Source organism: Sulfurimonas hongkongensis, assembly GCF_000445475.1.
Lineage (GTDB): Bacteria > Campylobacterota > Campylobacteria > Campylobacterales > Sulfurimonadaceae > Sulfurimonas > Sulfurimonas hongkongensis.
The window spans coordinates 1-24,577 of record NZ_AUPZ01000004.1; the positions used below are offsets into that span (position 1 = coordinate 1).

Genomic DNA, 24,577 nt, shown 5'->3' on the forward strand with positions numbered 1-24,577 from the left:
ACTGCGTTTTGGTACATTTTTGGATTGCGCTTGACATTTCTAAAACAGTGCCTACAATACATTGAACAATAATCTGTTGCAACAATCAAAGCTGAGTATGGATACTTGTGTAGTATCCCATTACCTTTGTTGTGTTTATCATCTCCATATGGATCTTTTGTTGTTTCTCCACTTAAGCCACTTATTGTAAGCTCTTCTTCACTTGGAAAAGCTAACTTTTTAATTGGATCTTTTTCCTTTGTATGGTCTATTAAACTTAAATAGTAACGAGGAATATTCATAGGATGATTATTGACAACCTTGCGTAACTTTTCCTCCTCATCTTTGTTTAAATAGATGTATTTTTTTAGTTTATCAATAGAATTAACGTTGTTTTTTAACTCATTCCACCAACCAATCTCTTTCCAGTTAATATACTTTAAATCTTCTACATTCATAAAAAAACCTCTCTTGATAGCTCATGTAAAATGAGGTACTTCTTCATTATTAACATACTATTCTTATTGACAAGTTAAATATAGATGCTTTGATATTATTTTTTAAATGGTGGGTAGTTGTTACACGGTGTTAGATTTATAGTAAAGCTCTAGATGATTGAAAGTGGTTTTTGTTTTAGTTCCCACTTGTGCTCAAGACTCTTAAAACTACTTTTTTTAAGTTTTTCTAAAAAACACCCTCTTGAGATTTCTTTTGCACCTAAACTTTTTAGATGCTCTGTTGGTACTTGAGCGTCTATGAAATCATAGTTCCAATCTTTTAAGTGTTTGACCAAAATAGCAAAAGCTGATTTTGATGCGTCACTCATATGGCTAAACATAGACTCTCCACAAAAAACTCCACCGACAACTACACCGTAAAGTCCACCAACTAGCTCCCCCTTATAGTAAGTCTCAACAGAGTGCGCTAGTCCCAAGTGATGTAACTCTTCATAAGCATCTATGATTTCATCTTGTATCCAAGTACCTTCTTGAGATTTTCGTGAAATTTTTGCACAATGCATCATTACTTCTCTAAAATTAGTATCAAACTTGTACTCAAATTTTTTCATACTTTTTTTTAATGATTTGCTTAGCCTGAAACCATCAAGTTCTAAGATAAGTCTAGGGTTTGTTGACCACCAGATGATGGGATCATCTTTGCTATACCAAGGAAAAATTCCGTTTTGATAAGCTTTTATTAGTCTTGATGGGTTAAGATCGCCTCCCCAAGCTACGATGCCATCTTCATTTGCATCTCTTGCATCTGGGAAGTCTAGAGTGTACTTATTTAGTTTTGGAATCATCTAGTTGTTTAAATCTTAGTATGAGTCTGTCTTTAGCGCCAACTTCAACCTTACCACCATTTTTTAGTTTACCAAAGAGGATTTCATCGCTTAGTTTATTTGTGATGTTGTCTTGTATATATCTCTTTAGTGGTCTAGCTCCTAACTCTTGTGAATAAGCACTTTTTGCTATGAATTTTTTGGCATTTTGCGAGATGCTAATAGTTATTTTTTTCTTTTTTAAGTCACTATTTAGCTCATCTATAAACTTCATAACTACGTTCTCAATTGTCTCAATGCTTAGTTGTTCAAACTCAACGATCGCATCTAGCCTGTTTCTAAACTCAGGAGTAAAAAATGACTTTAGCTCCTCATCCTTAGCTATTGAACTATCTTTGTTAAATCCCATAACACCTCTAGCACTCGCTCCAATATTTGAAGTCATAATGAGTATAACATTTTGAAAATTTGCCTTATAACCATTGTTATCAGTAAGAGTTGCACTATCCATGATTTGAAGTAAAATATTTACCAAATCAGGATGAGCCTTTTCTATCTCATCAAGCAGTAAAACTGTGTAAGGATGCTTTTTTATAACTTCGGTAAGCAATCCACCTTGCTCATAACCAACATACCCTGGAGGTGCTCCAACAAGACGAGAAAGAGCGTGTTTTTCCATATATTCACTCATATCAAATCTCTCAAAATTAACACCTAGTACCTTACTTAGCGATATTGCAAGCTCAGTTTTACCAACCCCTGTAGGACCTGAAAATAAAAATGAAGCTATAGGTTTATCTGCTGGAGTTAGTCCAGCTTTAGAGATTTTTATAGCTTTTGCGACTTCTATTATAGCTTTGTCTTGTCCTATGACTTTTGCTTTTAACTCCTCTTCTAAATTCATTAGCTGACTTGTCTCATCTTTACTTACTTTAGAGTTTGATATGCCTACAATTTTAGAGATAGTTTTTTCTATGTCGTAAGCTGTAATTTTTCTTTTTTTTCTGTCTTTTAGATGAAAAGATGCAGCTGTCTCATCTATAATATCTATCGCCTTATCAGGTAAAAATCTATCTGTAATATATCTTTTTGAAAGTTCAACTGCACTCTTTAGCGCCTTTGGTGTATAAGTAACATTATGATGCTCTTCATATCTACTCTTTAGACCTTGAAGTATTTTATAGCTCACTTTTTCAGATGGTTCATCGATATCGACTTTAGAAAACCTTCTGCTAAGTGCTTTATCTTTTTCAAAACTGTTTCTATACTCTGCAAAAGTTGTAGCACCCATGCAGGTTAGCTCTCCAGAAGCTAGAGCTGGTTTTAGCTGATTTGCTGCATCCATTGTCCCGCTAGTTGAGCCTGCACCTACTAGAGTGTGGATCTCATCTATAAAAAGTATAGCGTTTGGGTGTGCTTTTAACTCATCCATCACGCCTTTTAGCCTTTTTTCAAAGTCGCCTCTATACTTTGTTCCAGCTAGCATTGCACTAAGATCTAGTGCGAAAAGTTCAGCCTCTTTTATAATATCTGGCACATCACCACTAACTATACTCAAAGCTAATCCCTCAGCAATTGCTGTCTTTCCAACTCCAGCTTCACCAACTAAGATAGGGTTGTTTTTTTTGCGTCTGCAAAGTATTTGGATAACTCTACTTATTTCACTATCTCGTCCAATTACAGGGTCAATTTTACCCTCTTTTGCTTTTTGAAGGAGATTTATAGAAAACTTGCTCAGATATGACTCATCGTCCTTAGTTTTACTATCTTCTTTGTGTGAGATGTGTTCTAGAATATCTAGTTTTGATATACCATGCTCATTTAAAAGAGAGTAGCTAAAACTCTTCTGCTCATCAAATATAGCCGCTAACAAGTCTCCTACATCTGCATTTTGCTGCTGCGCACTTTGAAGATGGATAATCATATTGTCAATGAGCCTTGATAGTGCTACTGTCTCATATGGGTCTTGATCAATATTTAGGGGAAGAGGATCTATACTAGTTGAGATGTAGATGCCAAGAGCCTCTTTCATCACCTCAATATCTCCACCACAAGCTCTAATAATGTCTGAACCCTCTTTTGAGTTTAGTAGTATAAAAAAAACATGCTCAATTGTGAGATACTCATGTCTTAAACTTTTTGCATATAAAATTGATTTTTGAAATATATCATTTAAACTTGTACTTATCATTTTATTCTTCTTCCATTACTGCTTTTAGTGGAAAACCACTCTCTTTTGCTTTTTTATGCACCTGCATAACCTTTGTCTCAGCTATCTCATGGGTGTAGATGCCACAAAGACCTCTATTTTTTTTGTGAATATCGAGCATTGTCTGTTGTGCATCTGAGAGACTTTTGTGAAAGATACTTATGAGAATATCGACCACAAACTCCATTGAAGTATAGTCATCATTTAGTAAATATACCTTATATTTTTTAGGATATATAACTTCTACTATAGTTTCTTGTTCTAAATCAGTTCTTGTTGCCATCTCTACCTACTCGCCTGTATAAAATCTTTTATAATATCTTCGGGGTTTTCTAAACCCATTGAGACGCGAATAAGTCCATCAGAGATACCTAAAAATTCTCTTGTTGCTTCATCAAAATCCTTGTAAATTGTAGAAGCCATGTGAAGAGCCAGTGTTCTACTGTCGCCAATATTTGCAGTTAGAGTAGCTAATTTTGTTTTGTTTAAAAACTCAAATGCTTTTTCTTTTGTTTTAAAGTCGATACAAAACAGAGAGCCACAACCATTTTTAAAATCACTCAGATATCTTTGATGATGCTCGTGTGAGCTAAGTGATGGATGATTTATATCAAGTCCGTTTTTACTTAAATCTGCTGTGACTATCTCTATACTTCGCGATACTCTTGAGAGTCTAAGAGGAAGTGTCTCTAGTCCTAGTAAGGTTTGATAACTTGCATGTGCATTCGCAGTCATTCCAAAATCTCTTAGGGCTCTTTTTTTTGCATTTGCAATGAGTGCCATCTCTTTAGCTCCCTTTATAAACTTTTGCAAAAACTCATATCTTGGAGATTTCAATTTGTCTTCGCCATCATTAATTGCGCGAAAAACTGCACAACCGCCAAGCGCGGAGGAGTTTCCTGAGATGATTTTTGTAGTTGAGTAGACACTAATGTCAGCTCCGAGTTTTATAGTAGAGATGCTAAGAGGGGTTGTAGTGTTGTCAATTATGAGTAAAACCCCATGCTTGTCTGCAATAGCAGCTATCTTTTTGATATCTGGGAGCTTCATATTTGGATTGCCAACACTCTCTAAAAAGATAATTTTTGTATTTTCATTTATTGTATCCTCAATTAAGGCAAGATCATCAACATCAAAAAAGTGAGACTTGACACCAAAACGAGGTAGAGTCTCTGAAAAAAAAGCGTAGGTTCCGCCGAAGAGACCGCCTATAGAGATGATTTCATCGCCCATTGAGACAATAGACATAACAGCAAGCGTTATAGCCCCCATGCCTGAGCTTGTTGCAATCGCTGCTACTCCAGCGTCCATCTCTGCCATGATGGACTCTAGTCTTGCGTTTGTTGGATTTCCCATGCGAGCATAGAGTGGTTTTTTCACACTTCCAGAAAAAATGCCCTCAGCCATCTCTGGCGTAGAGTAAGAAAAAGATGCAGAGGAAACTATAGCCGGGCTGACAGCTCCATCTTTACTTCCTACTGCTTGGACAAATTTGGTACAATACTCTTCAAAATTATTCATTAATCATGCCTTATAAATTATAAGCGATTATACCAAAGTAGAGATAAATGTGAAAAAAAGAATTTTTGTTACAGCAACAAACACAGATATTGGTAAGACTTACACAACAAAACTACTTTTAAGAGAGTTTGCATCTCGTGGTTTTAGAGTTGGAGCCATCAAGCCAATAGAGACTGGAGTGATAAGCACAGATGCCAAAGATGCAAATGAGCTTTTAAGTGTTTTAAGAGAACTTAATTGTGAGTTTAAAGAGATGACTTTAGAGGATATAGTCCCCATCACTTATGAAAAAGCAGCATCTCCTTTTGTTGCATCTGAGGGTAAAAAACTAGATATCAAGAAGATTCAAAAGGCAATAGAGAAGCTTGAGATGCATTGTGATATTCTTATCATTGAGGGAGCTGGTGGGCTTTTAGTTCCAATAGATAGGGAGCTTATGATGGTGGATTTGATAACTCTTTTTAACTCTTCAGCACTTTTAGTTACTCACTGCTCACTCGGATGCATAAATGACACACTTTTGAGTAGAAAAGTTTTAGAAGATGCAAAGATAAAACATCAAGTTGCGTTTAATTGTCGTGAGGAAGATAGGAGTTTTGAGGCAATATCTCTGCCTTACTTTTTAAAGAGTGGATTTGAGGTTATGAAAGTTAGCAAAAATATTGACACTATTTGCGATGTCTTGTATAATCTCTAAACATTATTTTAAAAGATGAGCATGCAACATTTAATACGCACAGATGATTTTACCACAGATGAGATAGAGGCTGTTTTTGCAGATGCAAGGGAATTTAACAAAGGTGCATATGAGAGAATTTTGCAAGACAAGATTGTTATAACGCTCTTTTTTGAAAACTCAACTAGAACTAGAAGCTCTTTTGAGATAGCCGCAAAGAGGCTTGGTGCTGAAGTTGTTCATCTCGATGTTACAAAAAGCTCAACACAAAAGGGCGAGACTTTAGTAGATACTGCTATGAATCTCGATGCTATGAATCCACACGCTATGATAGTCCGTCATCAAAATGCAGGTGTACCAAAAATCCTCTCAAAGCATACAAAATCAGCCATCATAAATGCAGGGGATGGCGCTCATGCCCATCCAACTCAAGCACTTCTTGACCTTTTTACTCTAAAAGAGCATTTTAAAGATGTAAAGGGTAAAAAAATAGCCATAGTTGGAGATATAAAAAATTCTAGAGTTGCAAACTCAAATATAGAACTCTTAACTCGCTTTGGCATGGAAGTTATCTTAGTTGCACCTCCTCATTTTTTGCCAAAAACTAAGCTTAGAACTACTCACTACTTAGAAGAGATCATAGATGAAGTTGATGCTATTATGAGTCTTAGAACTCAAACAGAGAGACACTCTTCTCAAAGTTACGCTTCACTAAGGGACTATGCTAGTGACTTTTGTATTTCAACGAGTCTAGTAGGAGATAGAGATATAGTTTTGCTCCATCCCGGACCCGTTCATAGAAATGTAGATATCTGCGATGCACTACTAGCTGATGAGAGATGCAAGGTTTTAGAGCAAGTTACAAATGGTGTCTCAATCAGAATGGCGGTTTTAAAAAAACTCATACAAAATGTTTGAAAAGTTAAATACTCTAGGAAGAAAAAGAGAGCCTTTTTTAGTTATAAGTGATTTTTTGGCTTCAAAAGTTGAAGTTATAAAGCTCGCTGACTTGCATCTGCATGATATTGAATTTTCTATAGATGAAGATTATACTTTTAAAAAACATGATGAACTCTTTATAAAAGAAGAGGAAGACTTTAAAGCTTATAAAGAGAAGTTTGACAAAATTATAGAGCAGATAAAGTCTGGAAACACCTACCTTTTAAACCTAACCGCACCTACTAAAATATCGTCAGCACTTAGTTTAAAAGAGATATATAAAAATGCAAATGCAAAGTACAAACTAAGATATAAAGATGAGTTTGTCTGTTTTTCGCCAGAGAAATTTGTTGGCATAAAAGACTCACATATAGATACCTATCCCATGAAAGGGACTATAGATGCGTCTATAACAGATGCAAAGAAGAAGATTCTAGGCAACACTAAAGAGCTGGCTGAACATACTATGATAGTTGATCTGCTTCGTAATGACCTCTCTATGGTTGCACAAGATATCAGAGTTAAGATGTTTAGATTTGTTCAAAGAGTAGATGCTGGTACAAAAGAGCTTTTGCAAGTAAGCTCACACATTAGTGGTTTTGTGGGGGATAGTTGGCATGAGAGAGTTGGAGATATAGTTCAAAAACTTCTGCCAGCTGGAAGCATAAGTGGAACGCCTAAGAAAAAAACTTTAGAGATAATAGAAGAAGTAGAGTCTTATGAGAGAGGTTATTTTAGCGGAATCTTTGGAGTCTATGATGGAGTGAGTTTTGATAGTGGAGTGATGATTCGTTTCGTTGAGAAGACAAAAAATGGTTATATTTATAAAAGTGGCGGTGGCATCACACTAGATAGTGATGCGAGCTTGGAATATAATGAGCTTAGAGACAAAGTCTATCTTCCTTAAGTTTATGAAAAACTTAGTACAAAATTTTATATATTTTTTTATTTTAGTAGCCTTGCATATGCTCTTATTGCATCTATTTGTTTTAGGGTATTACCCTCTCTACTTTGTTTTGTTATTTTTTATCTCTTATGGAATTTATAGATATTTCAAAAATATCTCTTATCTTACTCTTTTGACACTTTTAACAGTTGTATTGTTTTTTATAAATACTCAAATTTATGAAGAGATGGTATTTGAGAGTTATCTTTATTTTAACGCAACACATTTAAAAATCTTTATAGATAATGAAGTTTTGTACGCACTTTTGCTACTTCATGTTATTGTTTTTATTAATTTAAAAAAGTTTGACAAGATTTGGGATATAATAGATAAATTTTTTTTCAGGAACTAATATGTATATAGAAGAGTTAAAATTTTCACTATGGGCTGATTTTATAGAGAGAGACTATCTTGATGGTGAGTTTAAGGAGTTAATAAGTCGTGGTATCATCAACGGTGCTACATCAAATCCAGCGATATTTAAGAGTGCCATTTTAACTTCTGGTGCATATAAAGAACAACTTGCATCATTAGAGGGTTTAAGCCCTAAAGCCAAGTATGAAGCAGTTGCTATATTTGATATTCAAAAAGCAGCAGATATATTAAAACCATTACACGACAGAGGTGATGACGGATATGTAAGCATAGAAGTTGATCCATTTTTTTGCGATGATGCAGAGGCTACCATAGAAGAGGGCAAGCGGCTCTTTAGTGAGATAGATAGAGAAAATGTAATGATAAAAGTTCCAGCTACAACTGCTGGATATACCGCTATAGAAGAGTTAATTGCATATGCCATACCTGTTAATGCAACACTTATTTTTAAAAAAGAGCAGGCTATCTCTTGTGCTAAGGCGATAGAGAGAGGACTAAAAAAGTCTAACAAAAAGGTTGATAGTGTTATTAGCATCTTTGTAAGTAGAGTTGACCGTGCTATAGATACGAGACTTAGGGAGGCTGGAGTTGAGACCTCTCTTAGTGGCATCTATAACACTGCTGATATATATAGCGCTATACAAGAGATGAATATTGATGGTTGTAGAGCTCTTTTTGCAAGTACTGGAGTAAAAGACGACTCACTTGAGGCATCTTACTATGTGGACAAACTGCTTGGGGTTAACTGTGTAAATACTGCTCCAATAGACACAATAAAAGCTTTTGATGAAAATGAGATAAAAGAGCAGACTTTGCCAATAGATGCAAGCATTATAAAAGAACATTTCAAAAGAGTAAAAGCTGCTGGAATTGACCTTGATGAGGTGCTTGATGGGCAGATTGAAGATGGACTTGAGGCATTTAAAGAGGCATTTAAAGAGATATTGGACTCATTATGAAAAATGCAGTAGATGTCTCAAAACTAACTTTTGCCCAGCTAAATAAAATAAGAGCATATCTTAAAAAGATGATAGAGCTAAAGGGAAGCGACCTTCATGTAAAAGCAAACTCGGCAATAAGAGCTAGAATAAATGGAAATATTGTTCAGTTTGCTGGGGATATATTTTCTAAAGAGGATGCTCTTACCTTTGCAAAAGAGCTTTTAAAAGGTAGATTTAGTGAGCTGGTTGAAAATAAAGAGGTAGATTTAGTATACCCATTTGATGAGAGAAATCGTTTTCGTGTAAATGTTTTTTTTCAGATGGATGGAGTATCTGCTGTTTTTCGTGCTATTCCTATCAATATTCCAACTATAAGCGAGCTAAAGCTTCCAGAAGTTGTAAGAGAGCTTGCAAACAAAGAGAGAGGGCTTGTTTTAGTAACTGGTGTAACTGGTAGTGGTAAGTCAACTACACTTGCAGCTTTAATCAATGAGATAAACTTAACAAAGAAAAAGCATATTATTTCTATAGAAGATCCTATTGAGTTTGTTCACAAAGACAAAGGTTGCATCATAAATCAACGCTCAGTAGGACAAGACACTCTCTCTTTTGACAAGGCTCTTCGTGCAGCACTAAGAGAGGACCCAGATATTATTTTAGTTGGAGAGATGCGGGACCGCGAGACTATAAATCTTGCACTTCACGCTGCGGATACAGGGCACTTAGTTTTTTCAACTCTACACACCATAGATGCAAAAGAGACCATAAACCGTATAATTTCAACCTTTCCTACAGATGAACAAAATCGTGTGAGGCTCTCACTCTCTGGTGTAATTCAGGGTATAATTTCACAAAGGCTTATCCCTACTATAGATGGAGGAAGAAGAGCTGCTATGGAGATTTTGGTTCGCACTCCAACTATAGAGAAACTCATCATGGAAAATCGTGACTTTGAGATAAAAGATGCAATAGAAAAGGGAAAAGAACACTATAAATCTCAAAGTTTTGATCAACATATCTTAGAGCTTTATAATGAAGGTGTCATAAATAAAGAAAAAGCAAAAGATTATGCTACAAGTCCGTCTGACTTGGAACTTAGAATGAGCGGTTTAAGCTCTTCTAAGACTGCAAAAAACCCAAGCTCTAATAAAAATATAGAAGAGGATTTGGCTCAAAAAAATGATATTTTTGATTTAAAGTAGAATTTAAAGCTTAATTTTGTATAATTCCAAACATTTTTTAATTAAGGATTTAATATGTTAGAAGGCATAATTAGAGAGAGTATTGGCAAACAGGGCACTAAAGCACTACGTCGTGATGGATATCTAATTGCCAACATCTACGGAAAAGGGCTTGAAAATATCAATGCTGCATTCAAAATGAATGAATATATCCGTACTGTTCGCAACAAAGATACTTTAGCATTCCCTATTTCGGTTAGTGGTAAAGAGATGAATGTTGTAGTTCAATCATATGAAGCACATCCTGTGACTGGTAATTTACTACATGTTGATTTAATGGTAGCACAACCAGATGTTGTAACTACTTATAATGTTCCAGTTGTTACTGTAGGTGAGGCGATAGGTCTTAAAAACAAAGGTCTTGTGCACAAAGCTAAACCTCGTTTAACTGTAAAGGGAGCGATAGAAAATGTTCCAAGTAAGTTTGAGATAGATGTTACTGATATGGACGTAGGTGATTCTAAGCTTGTTCGTGATTTAGTAGCTATCCCTAATGTAGTTATGCGTGATGCTGACCGTGTTGCAGTAGTTAGTATTATCAAGGCTAAGTAACACCATGTTAAGCACTATAATGAGCAAAGCCCATTATAGTGGCAGGGACATTTGTCCCTACAACCCCCTGAGGCTACAAAACAAGAGTATCGTTCGCGTAGCGATGTTTCCTGAAAAAAAAAGTTTTTTTGAGATTTTACAATGTTAATAGTCGGACTTGGTAACCCAGGTCCCTCATACTCCAAAAATCGTCATAACATTGGCTTTATGGTTATAGATGAACTTGTTCGTAGAAATAGTGCTCAAAAACTCTCTTCTTCATCATTTAACGGCGAGCTATTTAAATTTTCAAATCATTTTTTATTAAAACCACTTACATATATGAACCTCTCAGGCAACTCTATACAAGCTGTAAAAAACTTCTATAAGATAGATGAAGTTGTAGTAATACATGATGATTTAGACTTGCCTTTTGGTGCTGTTCGCTTTAAAAGAGGCGGTGGACATGGAGGGCACAATGGACTCAAATCTACTGATGAGAAGATTACTAGAGACTATGTTAGAGTTAGACTCGGCATAGGAAAACCTGAGCATAAAGGTGAAGTTTCATCTTATGTGTTGAGTGATTTTAATGATGAGGAGTCTAGGCATCTCTCAGGTTGGATAGCCCATGCTTGTGAGGCAATAGAGCATTTAGAGGCTTCTTCGCTTGAAGATGTAAGCTCAAAATTTTCAGTTAAACAATTTTAGATAAAATAAGACTCAATTTTTAATACTTTTAGCTCATTTTTTTGAGATTTTATGAGAAGGAATAATTTGCTACTATTTAAATATATCTCTTTTCACTACTTAAAATTTTTCTTTATAATACTAAGTGCATTAGTGATGTTTTTAGTAGGTTTTGACTATATGGATAATGCTGATTCCTTGTCTGAATCAGCCAATCTAGTACTAATTTACCTTGTATATAAAGTTTTCTTTGCCATCGATATGCTTCTGCCACTCTCTTTAATCTTTGCGATGATATCTACAAAAATTTTTCTTATTCGCTCAAATGCCTTAGTCTCTTTTTACTCTCTTGGCTATTCAAGAATCGATGTACTAAAACCTTTTGTTGTAGTCTCAACCCTTGTTATAATTCTATTTATTTCACTACACTCACTTTCAAGTTTCTCACGTGCAGAAGAGTTTTCTAAAAATATACGAAAAAATTCAGCATATCTAAGTCCTACAAAAGATCTCTTTTTTACGCACAAAGACAAGTATATATACTTCTCTGAGATGCTGCCTCTTCAAGAGAGAGCCGAGGGAATTAGAGTCTTTAGTATTAAAGACAATATTTTAAAAGAGGTTATAGTAGCATCTTCGGCCATCTATAGAGATGACTCTTGGTACATCGCAAAAGCAGACATCATTACAAAACCAGATGATATGAGCTTTGATTCACCTGGGATGAAGATAAAAGAGGCTAAAAGTCTAAATATATTGGAGGGTTTTAGGCCTAAGATGCTAGATCAAGTCTATGAGGGAAAGGTAAACTTTACTATAAAAAATGCCATAGACGCACTTTTTTTACTAAAAGATCAAAATATAAATACTAGTGCCATAAAAGGAGCACTCTATAAGATATTTATCTATCCATTTTTTGTCCCTTGCTTGGTTGTTATCATCTTTTTCTTTGTTCCAATTAGTGTTAGATTTTTAAATGTATCTCTCTTTAGTTTTGGGGCGATCCTTGCAACACTGCTTTTTTGGGGGATTTTGTTTATGCTTATAGAACTATCAAACAACAAAACAATACCTAGCGAGATAGGAGTTGTAGCACCTGTAGTTATACTCTTTTTAATAGCTACTAGGCAGTGGCGAAAGTATCGCATACGAAGATGATGCAATAGTTATTTTGATATAACAAAAACATAAGCACTTATTGGATAAAATCACTTAAAAATTATTTGGATTTTTACATGAACTTTAAACAATTGGCAACAAAATACAAAACTCCACTCTATGTATATAATCTTGATTATATGAGCGAGAGATACAAAGAGTTAAAAGAGGCATTTAAAGGTAGAAAATCAATCCTTGCCTATGCAGTAAAAGCAAACTCAAACCTTAGTGTGGTTAAACACTTTGGGGATTTAGGAAGCGGAGCAGATTGTGTCTCTATTGGTGAAGTTCGTCGTGCTCTCTTGGCTGGAATTCCTCCTTATAAAGTTATTTTCTCAGGTGTTGGAAAGAGTGATGATGAGATTCGCGAAGCGATTTTAAGCGATATACTCTACATAAATGTTGAGAGTGAAGCTGAACTTTTTAGAGTTGAGCAGATTGCAAAAGAGTTGGGTAGTGTATCTCGCATAAGTGTAAGAGTAAACCCAAATATAGACCCCAAAACTCATCCATATATCTCAACAGGATTGCATGATAACAAGTTTGGTGTAGATATAGATAGTGCAAAAAGAATGTATGTCTTAGCTAAAAATTCCACCGCACTTGATCCTGTTGGCATCCACTTTCATATAGGCTCACAACTAACACACTTAGAACCAATCTACGAGTCAGCAGTGATTGTAGCAGATATGGTTCGCTCACTTCTTGCTATAGATATAGAGCTAAAGTTTTTTGATATTGGTGGTGGACTTGGTGTGACTTATGATAAAGAAGTAACGATAAAACCTTATGATTATGCACAAGCGATTTTGGGTGCTATAAAAGGGCTTGATTTGACCATCATCTGTGAGCCGGGTAGATTTCTGACTGCAAATGCTGGATACTTTTTAACTAAGGTTTTATATGAGAAACAAAATGGGGATAAGAAGTTTGTTGTAGTTGATGGTGCTATGAATGACCTGCTTCGTCCAAGTCTTTACAACGCTTATCATAAGATAGAAGCACTAGTAGAAGATAAGAGTAAAACTAAAGTGGTAGATGTTGTTGGCCCTGTTTGTGAGAGCGGTGACTTCTTTGCAAAAAACTATGAGCTACCAGAGGTAAAACGAAACGACTTGTTAATCATCCATAGTGCTGGAGCTTATGGTTTTGGTATGGGAAGCAACTATAATACAAGAGGAAGAAGCGCAGAAGTAGCCGTAAAGGGTGGTGAAGACAGGCTTATAAGAGAGCGAGAAGAGTTTGAAGATATTATAGCTCTTGAGAAAGAGTTTATTTAATTTGTACAGATAATGAGCAAAGCCCATTATCTTACGCTAAGTTTTCTCACAGAGAGTCTTACGACAGCTTCAGCAGAAGGCTCACGCACAGGGATCGTGCTTAAAAATATAAAAGGAGACCAACTTGTACTTTATTGATGTTCAAGGCACACTTATAAGTGATGAGGATAAATCTCCCATTCGTGGAAGCAGAGAGTTTATAAAAAGATGCAATACAAAACAAATTCCATATATGGTTGTAACAAACAACACTAAGAGGGCATCAAAAGATTTTTATGATTTTTTAATCTCACAAGGTTTTGAATTTTCCTTTGATAAATACCTTGACCCACTTATGATGCTTGAATCTCGCGTAGAAAAAGACTCTGTTGCTGCTTATGGTGCTGATGAGTTTTTAAAAACTTTGCAGAACATGGGGTATAGCTTAGACTATACAAATCCTAAAACAGTTTTAGTGGCTATAAAAGAGGATTTTACTAACGAAGAGTATGCACAGATGATAGAGTTTTTACTCCTTGGTGCAAAGCTAGTTGGTATGCACGAGACTTCCATCTATGCAAAAAACTCTAAGAGATATCCTGGAGTGGGGGCGATTTTAAAGATGCTAGAGTTTGCAACTTCTGTAAGTTATGAGGTTGTTGGAAAGCCTAGTATCGCTTTTTATGAGGAGTCTCTAAGGGCTTTAAAAAAACAAAATCCTGAGGCTAAGTTTTGTGATATTACTATGATAAGTGACGATGTAAAGGGCGATTTAGGCGGAGCAAAAGAGCTGGGGGTAAAGACTTTTTTTGTAACAAGTGGAAAGTACAAAAGTGAAGCTGAGATAGTTCCATTTTTAGACCCAGAGTTAAGACCAGATAGAACTTATGCAGATATGCAAGAGATTTTGGAGGAGCTATGAAGAGCTTAGATGATTGTAGGGTGGCCATTGATAAGCTAGACTCGCAGATGCTAGATTTGTTAAATGAGAGAATGAGAGTTGTTCATCGTGTAGGCGAGATAAAAAAAGAGTCCGGTGGTGCTATTTATAGACCTGAGAGAGAAAAAGCCATCATTGACAGGCTTGAAGCTCAAAGCAAAGAAAAGGGTGGACTCTTAAACAAAAGTGCCATTGCAGCTATATTTTTGGAAATTTTTGCAGTTTCTAGAAACCTAGAAAAACCTGAACTCATAGCATACCTGGGACCAGAGGGAACATTTACCCATCAGGCTGCAGAGAGTCGTTTTGGCGCTATGAGTGACTATCTCTCTTTAGGTTCTATCAATGCAGTTTTTAAAACGCTTGAAGCAAAAAGAGCTAAGTTTGGAGTGGTCCCCATAGAGAATTCAAAAGATGGAATAGTTGGAGAGACACTTGATCTGCTTGCAAAAAGTAGTGTAAAGATAGTAGCGGAGCTTTATATGCCCATACATATGTCTTTTGTAACAAAAGCTAAAAAACTTAGCGATATTAAGAGAATATACTCAAAAGATAAAGGTTTTGGACAGTGTAGAGAGTTCTTATCTGAGCATGGACTTGTAAATGTTGAGCTCATTCCAGTTGACTCAACTGCTAAGGCTGCAATACTCGCATCACAAGATGAAAGTGCGGCAGCTATCTGTTCTCATATTGCTGCAAAACTCTACAGTGTTCCAACTATGTTTGAGAACATAGAAGATGAACATGATAGTTCTACTCGTTTTGTGATTTTAAGTGACTTTAAAAATGCTATAAGTGGAGATGATAAGACTTCAATCTTAGTAAAACTCGAAGATGCAAAAGAGGCAGGCTCCTTAGTTCACTTTCTAAAAGATTTTGATGATGAAAATATAAATCTCTCAAAGATTGAGTCTCGCCCATCAAAGGGCAATGCAGGTTTTGGTTACTGGTTTTATATAGATTTTTATGGGCATGTTGATGAAGCCCATATTCAAAAAGTGCTAGCAAAGCACGATGCTGAGGTTACTTGGCTTGGAAGTTATGTAAAGGGTGAAGATGAAGTTTAATGCCAAGATGAAAGATATTAAAAACTATGAAGCTGGAAAGCCTATAGAACTTGTTGTAAGAGAGTTTGGTATAGAGCCAAAAGATATTATAAAGCTTGCATCTAATGAAAATCCTTATGGATGTTCTAGCAGAGTTAGCGAGGCAGTATCAAAAATAGTTACAAAAATGTCCTTGTATCCAGATGACTCTATGATGGATTTAAAGAGTGGCATATCAAAAAGATTTGAAGTCAAAGATGAAAATGTAATAATCGGTTCTGGGAGTGACCAAGTCATAGAGTTTTTAATCCATGCAAAAGCAGATGAAAACTCTAAAATACTAATGAACTCGATTACATTTGCGATGTATGAAATTTACGCTAAACACGTAGGTGCTGAGATTTTACGGACTACTTCACAGTCGCATGATTTAGATGAGTTTTATGAGATTTACAAAAAAGAAAAACCAGCTATTATCTTTATATGTACACCAAACAACCCAACAGGAGATGCCATAGACTCACAAAAACTTTTTGACTTTTTAAGCAAGATTGACAGCAACACTTTAGTTGTTGTCGATGGTGCTTATATGGAGTATGCTATCCTTAAAGATGCAAAAAAAGAAGTCAAACCAAAAGAGCTTATAGAGATGTTTGAAAATGTAATCTATCTTGGAACTTTCTCAAAAGCTTATGGACTTGGTGGTATGAGAGTTGGTTATGGACTCGCACGTACTGACATTATAAAAGAGCTTTATAAAATCAGACCTCCTTTTAATGTTACTACACTCTCTCTTGAAGCTGCAAAAGTAGCTCTTAGTGATGAAGAATTTGTTAAAAATAGTATAGTTGCTAACTTTAGTGAGATGAAACGCTATGAAGAGTTTGTAAACGAGCAAAAAATAGATATAATTGACAGTTATACAAATTTTGTTACATTATGTCTAAATCCGAGCCAAAACTCTTCACAAATTGCAGGACTTCTTTTGAAAAAAGGGATGATTGTAAGGGATTTAAGTAGTTATAATATGAATGCTATTAGGGTGACAGTTGGAACAAAAGAGCAAAACACCCGCTTTTTTGAACTGATACAAGAGATACTATAAACGGGAAGTAGATGGATTTTAAGGTACTTTTTTCTCAGCTAGTTGTTCTTTATACAAAGCTTACTAAGCAACAAAGAGCTATTATTGCAATAGCTGTCATTGGGATAGTCGCTTTTTTGATTTTTTTGGTGGTATATACTGCTAAAAAGAAGACAGATGACGATTATGAAATTTTATTTAACTCCCTAAGCTCAGAAGATGCAGCTAAGGTAGTTGCTCAGTTGGAAAAAGATTCAATTGCATATAAACTAGAAGACAACAACATCATAAAAGTACCAAAAGAGGTAGTTTACAAGGAGCGTATAACTATAGCATCTATGGGTATTCCTAAGAATACTGGTGTAGGTTTTGAACTTTTTGACACACAAGAGTTTGGAGCTACTAGTTTTGACCAAAATATCAAATATCTTCGTGCGTTAGAGGGTGAACTCTCAAGAACCATAAATGCACTAGCTCCCATAGAGTCTGCAAGTGTTAGCTTAGCGCTTCCAAAAGATACACTTTTTGTCGCTAAGCAAGTTGATCCTAGTGCATCTGTTATGGTAACACTTGTTGATGGAAGAAAACTCTCATCTAAGCAAATCAGAGGTATAAAAAATCTTGTTGCATCTGCTGTGCCTAAGATGCAAGCAACAAACGTGATGCTTGTAAACTCTGATGGCGAGACTCTAGGTGATGAAGATGAGATGGCTCAAATGGGCGAACTCTCAGTTGTTCAACAACAGTACAAAACAAAAGAGGAGAGAAAAAGACAAAGAAAGATTATACAAGTTGTCTCTCCATTTGTAGGCGGCGAAGAGAAGGTTGTAGCTCAGGTAAATATAGACTTTGATTTCTCAATCCAAAACTCTACTTCTGAGACGTTTGATCCTGAGAATGTTGTTAGAAGCGAGCAGATAAGCGAAGAAAAAAGAGAAGGAAGTACCCCAGCAGAAGTTGGTGGGGTTCCTGGAACTGTAAGTAATATAGGACCGGTTGAGGGCTTAAAGAGTAACCAGACTAGTGAGAAGTATGAAAAAAATACAGGTACTACTAACTACGAGGTTGGTAAAACAGTCTCAACTACAAAGTCACAATTTGCCCGCATAAAAAAGATTAGTGCGGCAGTTATAGTTGATGGAAAGTACAAATATAAACTAGATGAAGAGAATAAACCAACAAATGAACTTGAGTATTTAGCACTTCAAGAGAGTGATCTTGAGGCCTTGTCTTCACTTGTTAGTCGTTCTATTGGTATAGATGAAGCAAGAGGTGATCAGGTAAGTGTTAAGAATTTGCAGTTTAAAAGGGATACTACTGTAAGTGAAGTTGATGGAGTCTCAAAGGCGCTGACCTTTTCTCAAACTTATTTAGCACCATTTTCTGGACTCTTTAAATATCTTTTTGTTCTTATTTTACTTTTGATACTTTACAAAAAAGTTATCTCTCCTTTTGCTCTTAAAATGCTCGAAGTTTCAAAAGAGGATGAGGAGCTAACTCGCCCATCACTTGAGATAGAAGATGATGAAGAAGAGGACTTAGTAGAAAAAGTTCAACAGATGCGTAAAAAAGTTGAGAGTCAATTGGGCGTTGGAGAGGGCTTTAATGAAGATGAACTAAAACATGAAGTTCTTTTAGAAAAAGTTAGAAATATGGCAGAAGATGCACCAGAAGAGTTGGCATCTCTTCTTCAGTCTCTACTAGTTGAGGAAGAACAACCTTATACAAGAGAGAAAAAAAGGTAGATAGCTATGAGTTTAAATCCAACACAACAAGCAAAATATGATGAAATGAGTATGGCTGAAAAGATATCTATATTGCTAATGCAATTAGGAGAAGAGCCAACAGCAGCAATTTTTTCAAATATGAATGTAGATGCAATAACAGAGATCTCAAAATATATTGCAGGGAACAAGAGTGTTGAAAAAGCAATAGCTACTACCATACTTGAAGAGTTTCATGCAATATTTCAATCGGGTCAGTTTCTTACATCTGGTGGTTTGGAATATGCTAGAGAGCTTTTATATAGAACTCTAGGTCCAGAAGAGGCTAAAAGAGTTTTAGATAAGTTGTCAAAAAGTATGCAAAATACTCAAAACTTCTCCTATTTGTCAAAAATCAAGCCTCAACAACTCTCAGATTTTATAGTTAATGAGCATCCACAAACTATTGCACTTATACTAGCTCATATGGATCCAACTGAAGCTGCCGACACACTTCAGTTCTTTCCAGATGATCTTCGTTCAGAAGTTGCTATGAGGATGGCTAGACTTGGAGATATCTCTCCATCTGTTATAAAAAGAGTATCAGCAGTGTTAGAGTCAAAGCTAGAGTCTTTGGCATCGTACAAAGTCGAAGTTGGTGGACCTCGTGCGGTTGCAGATATCTTTAACCGTCTTGGTGCAAAAAGTGCAAAAGCTACACTATCTCAAGTTGAGCAGATAGATGAGGAGCTAGCTACTCAGATAAAAGAGATGATGTTTACTTTTGAAGATATTGTCACTCTTGATAAAACTGCTATTACAGAGATACTTAAAGCGGTTGATAAAAAAGAGCTTATGCTTGCCTTAAAAAGTGCACCTGAAGAGCTTAAAGAGAAGTTTTTTTCTGGTATGAGTGAGAGAGCAAAAGAGGCATTTGATGAGGAGATGCAGTTTCTTGGTGCTGTTAAGATGAAAGATGTTGAGAATGCTCAAAGACAGATTGTTGAACTTGTAAATGGACTAGCTGAGGCTGGAACTATACAGATGGGTTCAAACGATGAGATGGTAGAGTAAAACAGAAGATGGCAACTGTAATCTCAAATGAAAAGCTTGTAAAACACAATGTTGATAAATATACTTTTAAAGTGTTGGCTATGGGTCCATCTTCTGATGCTAGTGTACAAAAAAGTACTTTAGAAAAAAATGAAAAAAATGAAAAAAAAGAACCAGAAAAGCCTAAAACCAGTGTAGATGCAAGCTCTATAAGCACGAATTCAAAAGACTCTCTTATCGAGTCATTGATGAAAAAAACTGATGATATGTCTTCTAACTTTATAAAGCTACAGATGAAGTTAGAGTCTATGAGCCAAGAGCATAAAAAAGAGATAGAAAAAGTAAAAGCAGAGTCATTTCAAGAGGGTATAATAGAGGGTAAAGAGCAGGCTTTAAAAGAGGAGCAGGCAAATTTTAAAAATTCTCAAGAGCAGTTTATAAACTCTATAAAGACTCTAGAGGAGAGTGCATCTGAGTATGAAAAAGCCTTAGAGGGGATAAAATCTGAACTAGTTAGTGCTGCAATTGATATATCAAAAGAGGTTATCAATGTAGAGCTATCAAAAAGTTCAAGTGAGATAGCTGAGGTTTTATCAAGAGAGCTTATAAAAGAGCTTCAAGGAGCCTCAAAGATAAAACTACGGGTAAATCCTAAAAATCATGAAGACCTATCTAAAAATCTAGGTTCACTAGAACATGTTGATATTGTCTCAGATGGTGCTGTTAGTGAGGGCGGAGTTATCGCTATTAGTGACGCGGGAAATATAGATGCTCAAATCTCTAAAAGGTTTGAGCGGGTAAAAAGAGCAGCTTTAAGTGAATAAAAAATGATAAATGTAAAAGAAAAAAATATAAAAGAGCTAGAAGTTCTTTGTCAAGAGATAAGAGAAAAAATTTTAAAAGTTGTTAGTAAAAATGGTGGACATCTTAGTTCAACCTTGGGTGCAACTGAGCTAATTGTAGCTATGCACAAAGTTTTTGATATAGAGAAAGACCCTTTCATTTTCGATGTATCACATCAATCTTATGCACACAAACTACTAACTATGAGATGGGAAAAGTTTGACACGCTTCGCCAGTTTGGGGGCATCTGTGGATACACAAAACCAAGTGAATCTGAGTATGATTATTTTGTAGCTGGACATAGTTCTACCTCTATATCTTTAGGGGTGGGAGCTGCAAAGGCGATAAAGTTAAAAGGTGAGCAAAAAGCAAGAATCCCTGTAGTTATGATAGGTGATGGTTCAATGACGGCTGGTATGGTTTATGAAGCATTAAATGAGCTAGGAGAGATAAAATTTCCTTTAGTAATTATCTTAAATGATAATGAGATGAGTATCGCAAAACCAATAGGTGCAGTGAGTAGGATGTTGAGCTCTGCAATGGCATCTCCATTTTACCAAAAGTTTAAAAAACATACGGAAAACTTTGTAGATAACTTTGGTGATGGTGCTCATTACATAGCTAAGAGAATGGAGGAGAGCTTAAAACTTATCACTCCTGGAATGCTCTTTGAAGAGATGGGCATAAACTATATTGGTCCTGTTGATGGGCATAACCTTTCTCAACTCATAGAAATCATGCAGACTGCTAAAAATCTCAATCAACCTGTTGTTATTCACGCTCAGACTCTCAAGGGTAAGGGTTATGATATTGCAGAGGGTAAAGAAGAGAAGTGGCACGGTGTTGGTCCTTTTGATTTAAGTAATGGTCACAGTTCAAAGAAGTCTTCAGCTAAGAGTGCTACTCAGATTTATACAGAGGCACTTATGCATCTAGCAAAAAACAATGAAAAAATAGTTGGAGTTACTGCTGCTATGCCTAGTGGCACGGGACTTAGTGAGCTTATAGAGGCTTATCCTGATAGATTTTGGGATGTAGCCATTGCAGAACAACACGCAGTTACCTCGATGGCAGCTTTAGCAAAAGAGGGTTTTAAACCTTTTTGTACAATTTACTCAACATTTTTACAACGCGCTTATGATCAAGTTATTCATGATACCTGTTTGATGGATTTACCTGTTGTTTTTGCACTTGATCGTGCTGGAATAGTAGGTGAAGATGGAGAGACACATCAGGGTGTTTTTGATATTAGTTTTTTAAGAGCTATCCCAAATATGACACTTTTTGCTCCCAGAGATGAGAAGTCATTCCATCAAGCACTTGGGTTTGCTGCAGAGTATCAGCATCCATGTTCACTAAGATATCCAAGAGGCTCATTTATAGAGACTAATCTACCAGAATCAGCTCCTTTTGAGTTAGCAAAATCTCAACTACTTCGCTCAGATAACAGCGACATACTCTTTATAGGATATGGAAATGGAGTTGGTCGCGCTTATGAAACAGCAGAACTCTTAGATTTTGAGGTAAACATATTAGATTTGAGGTTTGTAAAACCATTAGATGAAGAGATGCTACTTGATATGGCTACTAAGCATAAAAAATGGTTTGTATTTAGTGATAGCTCTAAAATGGGTGGAGTTGGCTCTACAATACTAGAATTTTTATCTTATGCTAAAATCTTAGATGTGGAGGTTGAGAGTTTTGAATATGGGGATAAATTTATAACTCATGGAAATACAAAACTAGTAGAAGAGTCCCTTGGACTTCTTCCACAACAGCTAGCTCTTAGAGTTAAAGAGAGAGTTTAGCTTTTTTAAAGAGGAGTACAATATGTTAGATGACGTAGTTTTATCTCTTGCAAAAACAACGCTTTTGCACCATTTCTCTAAGAAAGAGGATCTAGATAAAGATGGACTCTTAAAGCAATACCCACAGCTTGCACAAAAGAGAGCCTCCTTTGTTACACTATATAAAAATGGCAATCTTCGTGGATGTATAGGTTCCATTATCGCTCACAGAACTCTTTATGATGATATAGTCTCAAATACCCTTATGAGTGCATTTAGAGATAGTAGGTTTTCACCGCTTCAAGAAGATGAACTAAGTGAGCTTAGTCTTGAAGTCTCAGTTTTAAGCGTCCCAGAAGAGTTAGAGTATAGCAGTTATGAAGAGCTTTTAAAGATGATTACACCACATAAAGATGGACTTATCTTAGAGCACGATCACTACCATGGCACCTTTTTACCTCAAGTGTGGCAACAACTTCCAAAAACAGAAGACTTTTTAGAACATCTTAGTTTTAAAGCGGGTGCAAACCCTTCTATATATACGCAAAACCCAAAAATTTTAAAGTATAGAGTGGACGCTAAAGAGGCAAGGTTTGACGAGATATCATTGCTATAAAAGTGAAACTTTAATATAGTTTTTACAAAAGATTCTTAGGAGAGTAGTATGAAACGAGAGATGAGTGTGGCTGGTACTTTTTACCCAAGAGAAGCAAGCGATATTTTAAGATATTTTGGCAGTTTTAGTGCTTTATTTAATAAAAAGTCTTCACTAATTAAAGCAAAAACAAGAGCAGTGATAGTTCCTCATGCTGGATATGTCTTCTCAGGATACAGTGCAAATATTGCTTATAGAGTCTTAGCTAAAAGTAGCGTGAAAAATTTTGTAGTTATTGGACCATCACATAGAGTTGCCTTTGATGGGGTGAGTATGTGCTTGGCATCAGAGTATCTAACTCCATTTGGTGCAATAGCAAAAAGTGAACTTATATATGAGTCCCTAGAGAAAAATTTTGGACTCAAAGAGATAATCACACATGCAGAACACTCAACTGAAGTGCAGTTTCCTTTTATAAAACACTACATAGAGGGTGCAAAGATTGTTGAGTTAGTATATGGAAGCGTTGATCCTTCTGCTTTATCAGAGATTATAGATATGATATTAAGTTTAGAAGATTGTGGAGTTATTATTAGTACAGATTTGAGCCATTTTTATAATGAGCAATATGCCAACGAGCTTGATAATGTCTGCTTAGAAGCTATTGAAAAACTTGATACTTTTCTTTTACATAAGGGTTGTGAGGCCTGTGGGATTTTGGGAGTTGAGGCTATGATGCTAAGTGCAAGGGCGCAAAAATTAAATCCTATCATACTTGACTATAGAACAAGTAGTGATGCTAGTGGAGATGAGAGTAGTGTTGTGGGTTATATGAGCGCTTGTTTTGTTTAGATGGGTATTTTAAGAGTTAGGGGCTCAGAGCGTGACCTATAAACCTTTTGGGCGAGGTTAAAACCTCATTTTCGAATTCCCTAACAACTTCAAAGCCACACATCCCTTCCGGAAGTGAGGCTTCAGCCTCGCATGGAGTTAGTGGAGATATTCTAGCTTTAACGCATCATTAAAACACCAGCAAATCTTCCAGTTATCTTAGAGGCTCTATAGGAGAAGTATTTGGTGTTCTTACAACAACTACACTCCTTGCTTATCTCGATATTTTGCTCTTTTATGCCAGACGCTAAGAGTTGGGACTTTAAAATCTTGCGAACATCTAAAAAAATAGCTCCATCTCTTTGCTCTATTGCAAATCCGAGCCCTAATTCCTCTGCTTTTGTCTTAATCTCAAGCCCAATTTTATAACAACAAACACCTATGCTTGCTCCTATAGTTACAAAAATATCCCTTGCATCTGAGCCAAAATTGTGTTCAAAACTCTCAACTACATTTTTTACAATATTTCCAAATGCACCCTCCCTTCCTGCGTGAGCCACGGCTATAACTCTTCTTGATTTATCATAAAAAAGCAGAGGGTTACAGTCTGCTACCATAACCATAAGAGGGATATTTGTTTTGTCAGTTATGAGTGCATCACAAGTTGGAGGATTTAAAAAATTATCTCCTGCATCTACAATATGGACTAAATTAGAGTGAATCTGTTTCATATGAACAAGCGTTTGTGTTTTGTAGTTTAGGAGAGTGGCTAAGATGTTATGGTTTTTTAAAACTGATTTTTCGTTGTCGCCTACATGAAAGGCTAGATTTAGTGAGTTAAATGGAGCTAGACTCACACCGCCATCTCTTGAGGAAAACGCATGAATGAGTTTTGCTTGGTTCTTTAATCTTGGGCTTTGATGAATTTTCATATAATAATTATAGCAA

24 protein-coding genes and 1 pseudogene are annotated in these 24,577 nt (G+C 35.9%); 19 read left to right on the forward strand and 6 right to left on the reverse strand.

Annotated features, from left to right (window positions below; genetic code table 11):
• The 5 genes and pseudogenes from M947_RS0111850 to M947_RS14825 form a co-directional block, all read right to left on the reverse strand.
• Positions 1-437: pseudogene (locus tag M947_RS0111850) on the reverse strand (hypothetical protein); the annotation flags it as partial.
• 149 nt (positions 438-586) lie between these two features.
• Positions 587-1,282, reverse strand: a complete 696-nt coding sequence (aat, locus tag M947_RS14810) for a leucyl/phenylalanyl-tRNA--protein transferase (RefSeq protein ID WP_021286835.1) — start codon at positions 1,280-1,282, stop codon at positions 587-589.
• On the reverse strand, positions 1,263-3,452 hold the full coding sequence (clpA, locus tag M947_RS14815; RefSeq protein WP_021286836.1) for an ATP-dependent Clp protease ATP-binding subunit ClpA: 2,190 nt from the start codon (positions 3,450-3,452) through the stop codon (positions 1,263-1,265). Before clpA ends, aat begins: the two co-directional genes overlap by 20 nt.
• Before the next feature lies 1 nt (position 3,453).
• Entirely contained in the window at positions 3,454-3,753 is a 300-nt protein-coding gene (locus tag M947_RS14820) for an ATP-dependent Clp protease adaptor ClpS (protein ID WP_021286837.1), read from the reverse strand.
• A gap of 2 nt (positions 3,754-3,755) precedes the next feature.
• Positions 3,756-4,991 carry an aminotransferase class I/II-fold pyridoxal phosphate-dependent enzyme gene (locus M947_RS14825; RefSeq protein WP_021286838.1) on the reverse strand — a complete coding sequence of 412 codons (1,236 nt, stop codon included), beginning with the start codon at positions 4,989-4,991 and terminating at the stop codon, positions 3,756-3,758.
• A 49-nt stretch (positions 4,992-5,040) separates the two neighbouring features.
• Between M947_RS14825 and bioD the strand changes: the two genes are divergently transcribed.
• The 19 genes from bioD (at position 5,041) to amrB (ending at position 23,650) form a co-directional block, all read left to right on the forward strand.
• On the forward strand, positions 5,041-5,688 hold the full coding sequence (gene bioD / locus M947_RS14830) for a dethiobiotin synthase (RefSeq protein WP_021286839.1): 648 nt from the start codon (positions 5,041-5,043) through the stop codon (positions 5,686-5,688).
• Between the two features lie 21 nt (positions 5,689-5,709).
• A complete protein-coding gene (locus M947_RS14835) occupies positions 5,710-6,585 on the forward strand; it encodes an aspartate carbamoyltransferase catalytic subunit (protein ID WP_021286840.1) in 876 nt (291 codons plus the stop codon).
• Positions 6,578-7,513 (forward strand): aminodeoxychorismate synthase component I, encoded by a 936-nt coding sequence (locus tag M947_RS14840; protein ID WP_021286841.1) that lies wholly within the window; start codon positions 6,578-6,580, stop codon positions 7,511-7,513. The genes M947_RS14835 and M947_RS14840 overlap by 8 nt, the downstream gene beginning before the upstream one ends.
• Positions 7,482-7,904, forward strand: a complete 423-nt coding sequence (locus tag M947_RS14845) for a hypothetical protein (RefSeq protein WP_021286842.1) — start codon at positions 7,482-7,484, stop codon at positions 7,902-7,904. The genes M947_RS14840 and M947_RS14845 overlap by 32 nt, the downstream gene beginning before the upstream one ends.
• Before the next feature lies 1 nt (position 7,905).
• Positions 7,906-8,886, forward strand: coding sequence for a transaldolase (locus M947_RS14850; RefSeq protein ID WP_021286843.1), 981 nt, complete (start codon positions 7,906-7,908; stop codon positions 8,884-8,886).
• Positions 8,883-10,070, forward strand: a complete 1,188-nt coding sequence (locus M947_RS14855) for a type IV pilus twitching motility protein PilT (protein WP_021286844.1) — start codon at positions 8,883-8,885, stop codon at positions 10,068-10,070. The genes M947_RS14850 and M947_RS14855 overlap by 4 nt, the downstream gene beginning before the upstream one ends.
• A gap of 54 nt (positions 10,071-10,124) precedes the next feature.
• Complete coding sequence (locus M947_RS14860; RefSeq protein WP_021286845.1) at positions 10,125-10,661, forward strand: 50S ribosomal protein L25/general stress protein Ctc; 537 nt, start codon at positions 10,125-10,127, stop codon at positions 10,659-10,661.
• 141 nt (positions 10,662-10,802) lie between these two features.
• Positions 10,803-11,351: an aminoacyl-tRNA hydrolase gene (gene pth / locus M947_RS14865; RefSeq protein ID WP_021286846.1), complete on the forward strand. Its 549-nt coding sequence runs from the start codon at positions 10,803-10,805 to the stop codon at positions 11,349-11,351.
• A gap of 66 nt (positions 11,352-11,417) precedes the next feature.
• Entirely contained in the window at positions 11,418-12,488 is a 1,071-nt protein-coding gene (locus M947_RS14870; RefSeq protein WP_021286847.1) for an LptF/LptG family permease, read from the forward strand.
• Between the two features lie 77 nt (positions 12,489-12,565).
• Complete coding sequence (gene lysA, locus M947_RS14875; RefSeq protein ID WP_021286848.1) at positions 12,566-13,768, forward strand: diaminopimelate decarboxylase; 1,203 nt, start codon at positions 12,566-12,568, stop codon at positions 13,766-13,768.
• 124 nt (positions 13,769-13,892) lie between these two features.
• Positions 13,893-14,669: an HAD-IIA family hydrolase gene (locus tag M947_RS14880; RefSeq protein ID WP_021286850.1), complete on the forward strand. Its 777-nt coding sequence runs from the start codon at positions 13,893-13,895 to the stop codon at positions 14,667-14,669.
• Positions 14,666-15,754, forward strand: a complete 1,089-nt coding sequence (gene pheA, locus M947_RS14885; protein ID WP_021286851.1) for a prephenate dehydratase — start codon at positions 14,666-14,668, stop codon at positions 15,752-15,754. Before M947_RS14880 ends, pheA begins: the two co-directional genes overlap by 4 nt.
• Entirely contained in the window at positions 15,744-16,838 is a 1,095-nt protein-coding gene (gene hisC / locus M947_RS14890) for a histidinol-phosphate transaminase (RefSeq protein ID WP_021286852.1), read from the forward strand. The genes pheA and hisC overlap by 11 nt, the downstream gene beginning before the upstream one ends.
• Before the next feature lie 11 nt (positions 16,839-16,849).
• The gene (fliF, locus tag M947_RS14895) at positions 16,850-18,562 is read left to right on the forward strand and encodes a flagellar basal-body MS-ring/collar protein FliF (protein WP_021286853.1); all 1,713 of its coding nucleotides are present in this window, start codon (positions 16,850-16,852) and stop codon (positions 18,560-18,562) included.
• A gap of 6 nt (positions 18,563-18,568) precedes the next feature.
• The gene (gene fliG, locus M947_RS14900) at positions 18,569-19,594 is read left to right on the forward strand and encodes a flagellar motor switch protein FliG (RefSeq protein ID WP_021286854.1); all 1,026 of its coding nucleotides are present in this window, start codon (positions 18,569-18,571) and stop codon (positions 19,592-19,594) included.
• Between the two features lie 8 nt (positions 19,595-19,602).
• The gene (gene fliH / locus M947_RS14905; RefSeq protein WP_021286855.1) at positions 19,603-20,397 is read left to right on the forward strand and encodes a flagellar assembly protein FliH; all 795 of its coding nucleotides are present in this window, start codon (positions 19,603-19,605) and stop codon (positions 20,395-20,397) included.
• 3 nt (positions 20,398-20,400) lie between these two features.
• A complete protein-coding gene (gene dxs, locus M947_RS14910; protein WP_021286856.1) occupies positions 20,401-22,224 on the forward strand; it encodes a 1-deoxy-D-xylulose-5-phosphate synthase in 1,824 nt (607 codons plus the stop codon).
• A gap of 22 nt (positions 22,225-22,246) precedes the next feature.
• Entirely contained in the window at positions 22,247-22,819 is a 573-nt protein-coding gene (amrA, locus tag M947_RS14915) for an AmmeMemoRadiSam system protein A (RefSeq protein WP_021286857.1), read from the forward strand.
• Positions 22,820-22,867: 48 nt separating this feature from the next.
• Positions 22,868-23,650, forward strand: a complete 783-nt coding sequence (gene amrB, locus M947_RS14920; RefSeq protein WP_021286858.1) for an AmmeMemoRadiSam system protein B — start codon at positions 22,868-22,870, stop codon at positions 23,648-23,650.
• A gap of 158 nt (positions 23,651-23,808) precedes the next feature.
• On the opposite strand, the gene pgeF is transcribed toward amrB, so the two are convergent.
• The gene (pgeF, locus tag M947_RS14925; protein ID WP_031347847.1) at positions 23,809-24,561 is read right to left on the reverse strand and encodes a peptidoglycan editing factor PgeF; all 753 of its coding nucleotides are present in this window, start codon (positions 24,559-24,561) and stop codon (positions 23,809-23,811) included.
• Positions 24,562-24,577 lie beyond the last annotated feature (16 nt).

Bases quoted from the DNA above. Each gene is read 5' to 3' on its own strand.
- M947_RS14840 (WP_021286841.1), top strand. From the start codon at position 6,578: ATGTTTGAAAAGTTAAATACTCTAGGAAGAAAAAGAGAGCCTTTTTTA.
- M947_RS14835 (WP_021286840.1), top strand. From the start codon at position 5,710: ATGCAACATTTAATACGCACAGATGATTTTACCACAGATGAGATAGAG.
- fliF (WP_021286853.1), top strand. From the start codon at position 16,850: ATGGATTTTAAGGTACTTTTTTCTCAGCTAGTTGTTCTTTATACAAAG.
- lysA (WP_021286848.1), top strand. From the start codon at position 12,566: ATGAACTTTAAACAATTGGCAACAAAATACAAAACTCCACTCTATGTA.
- M947_RS14845 (WP_021286842.1), top strand. From the start codon at position 7,482: ATGAGCTTAGAGACAAAGTCTATCTTCCTTAAGTTTATGAAAAACTTA.
- fliG (WP_021286854.1), top strand. From the start codon at position 18,569: ATGAGTTTAAATCCAACACAACAAGCAAAATATGATGAAATGAGTATG.
- pgeF (WP_031347847.1), bottom strand. From the start codon at position 24,561: ATGAAAATTCATCAAAGCCCAAGATTAAAGAACCAAGCAAAACTCATT.
- M947_RS14820 (WP_021286837.1), bottom strand. From the start codon at position 3,753: ATGGCAACAAGAACTGATTTAGAACAAGAAACTATAGTAGAAGTTATA.
- pheA (WP_021286851.1), top strand. From the start codon at position 14,666: ATGAAGAGCTTAGATGATTGTAGGGTGGCCATTGATAAGCTAGACTCG.
- dxs (WP_021286856.1), top strand. From the start codon at position 20,401: ATGATAAATGTAAAAGAAAAAAATATAAAAGAGCTAGAAGTTCTTTGT.
- M947_RS14855 (WP_021286844.1), top strand. From the start codon at position 8,883: ATGAAAAATGCAGTAGATGTCTCAAAACTAACTTTTGCCCAGCTAAAT.
- amrA (WP_021286857.1), top strand. From the start codon at position 22,247: ATGTTAGATGACGTAGTTTTATCTCTTGCAAAAACAACGCTTTTGCAC.
- M947_RS14850 (WP_021286843.1), top strand. From the start codon at position 7,906: ATGTATATAGAAGAGTTAAAATTTTCACTATGGGCTGATTTTATAGAG.
- hisC (WP_021286852.1), top strand. From the start codon at position 15,744: ATGAAGTTTAATGCCAAGATGAAAGATATTAAAAACTATGAAGCTGGA.
- amrB (WP_021286858.1), top strand. From the start codon at position 22,868: ATGAAACGAGAGATGAGTGTGGCTGGTACTTTTTACCCAAGAGAAGCA.
- clpA (WP_021286836.1), bottom strand. From the start codon at position 3,452: ATGATAAGTACAAGTTTAAATGATATATTTCAAAAATCAATTTTATAT.
- aat (WP_021286835.1), bottom strand. From the start codon at position 1,282: ATGATTCCAAAACTAAATAAGTACACTCTAGACTTCCCAGATGCAAGA.
- M947_RS14825 (WP_021286838.1), bottom strand. From the start codon at position 4,991: ATGAATAATTTTGAAGAGTATTGTACCAAATTTGTCCAAGCAGTAGGA.
- M947_RS14860 (WP_021286845.1), top strand. From the start codon at position 10,125: ATGTTAGAAGGCATAATTAGAGAGAGTATTGGCAAACAGGGCACTAAA.
- fliH (WP_021286855.1), top strand. From the start codon at position 19,603: ATGGCAACTGTAATCTCAAATGAAAAGCTTGTAAAACACAATGTTGAT.
- pth (WP_021286846.1), top strand. From the start codon at position 10,803: ATGTTAATAGTCGGACTTGGTAACCCAGGTCCCTCATACTCCAAAAAT.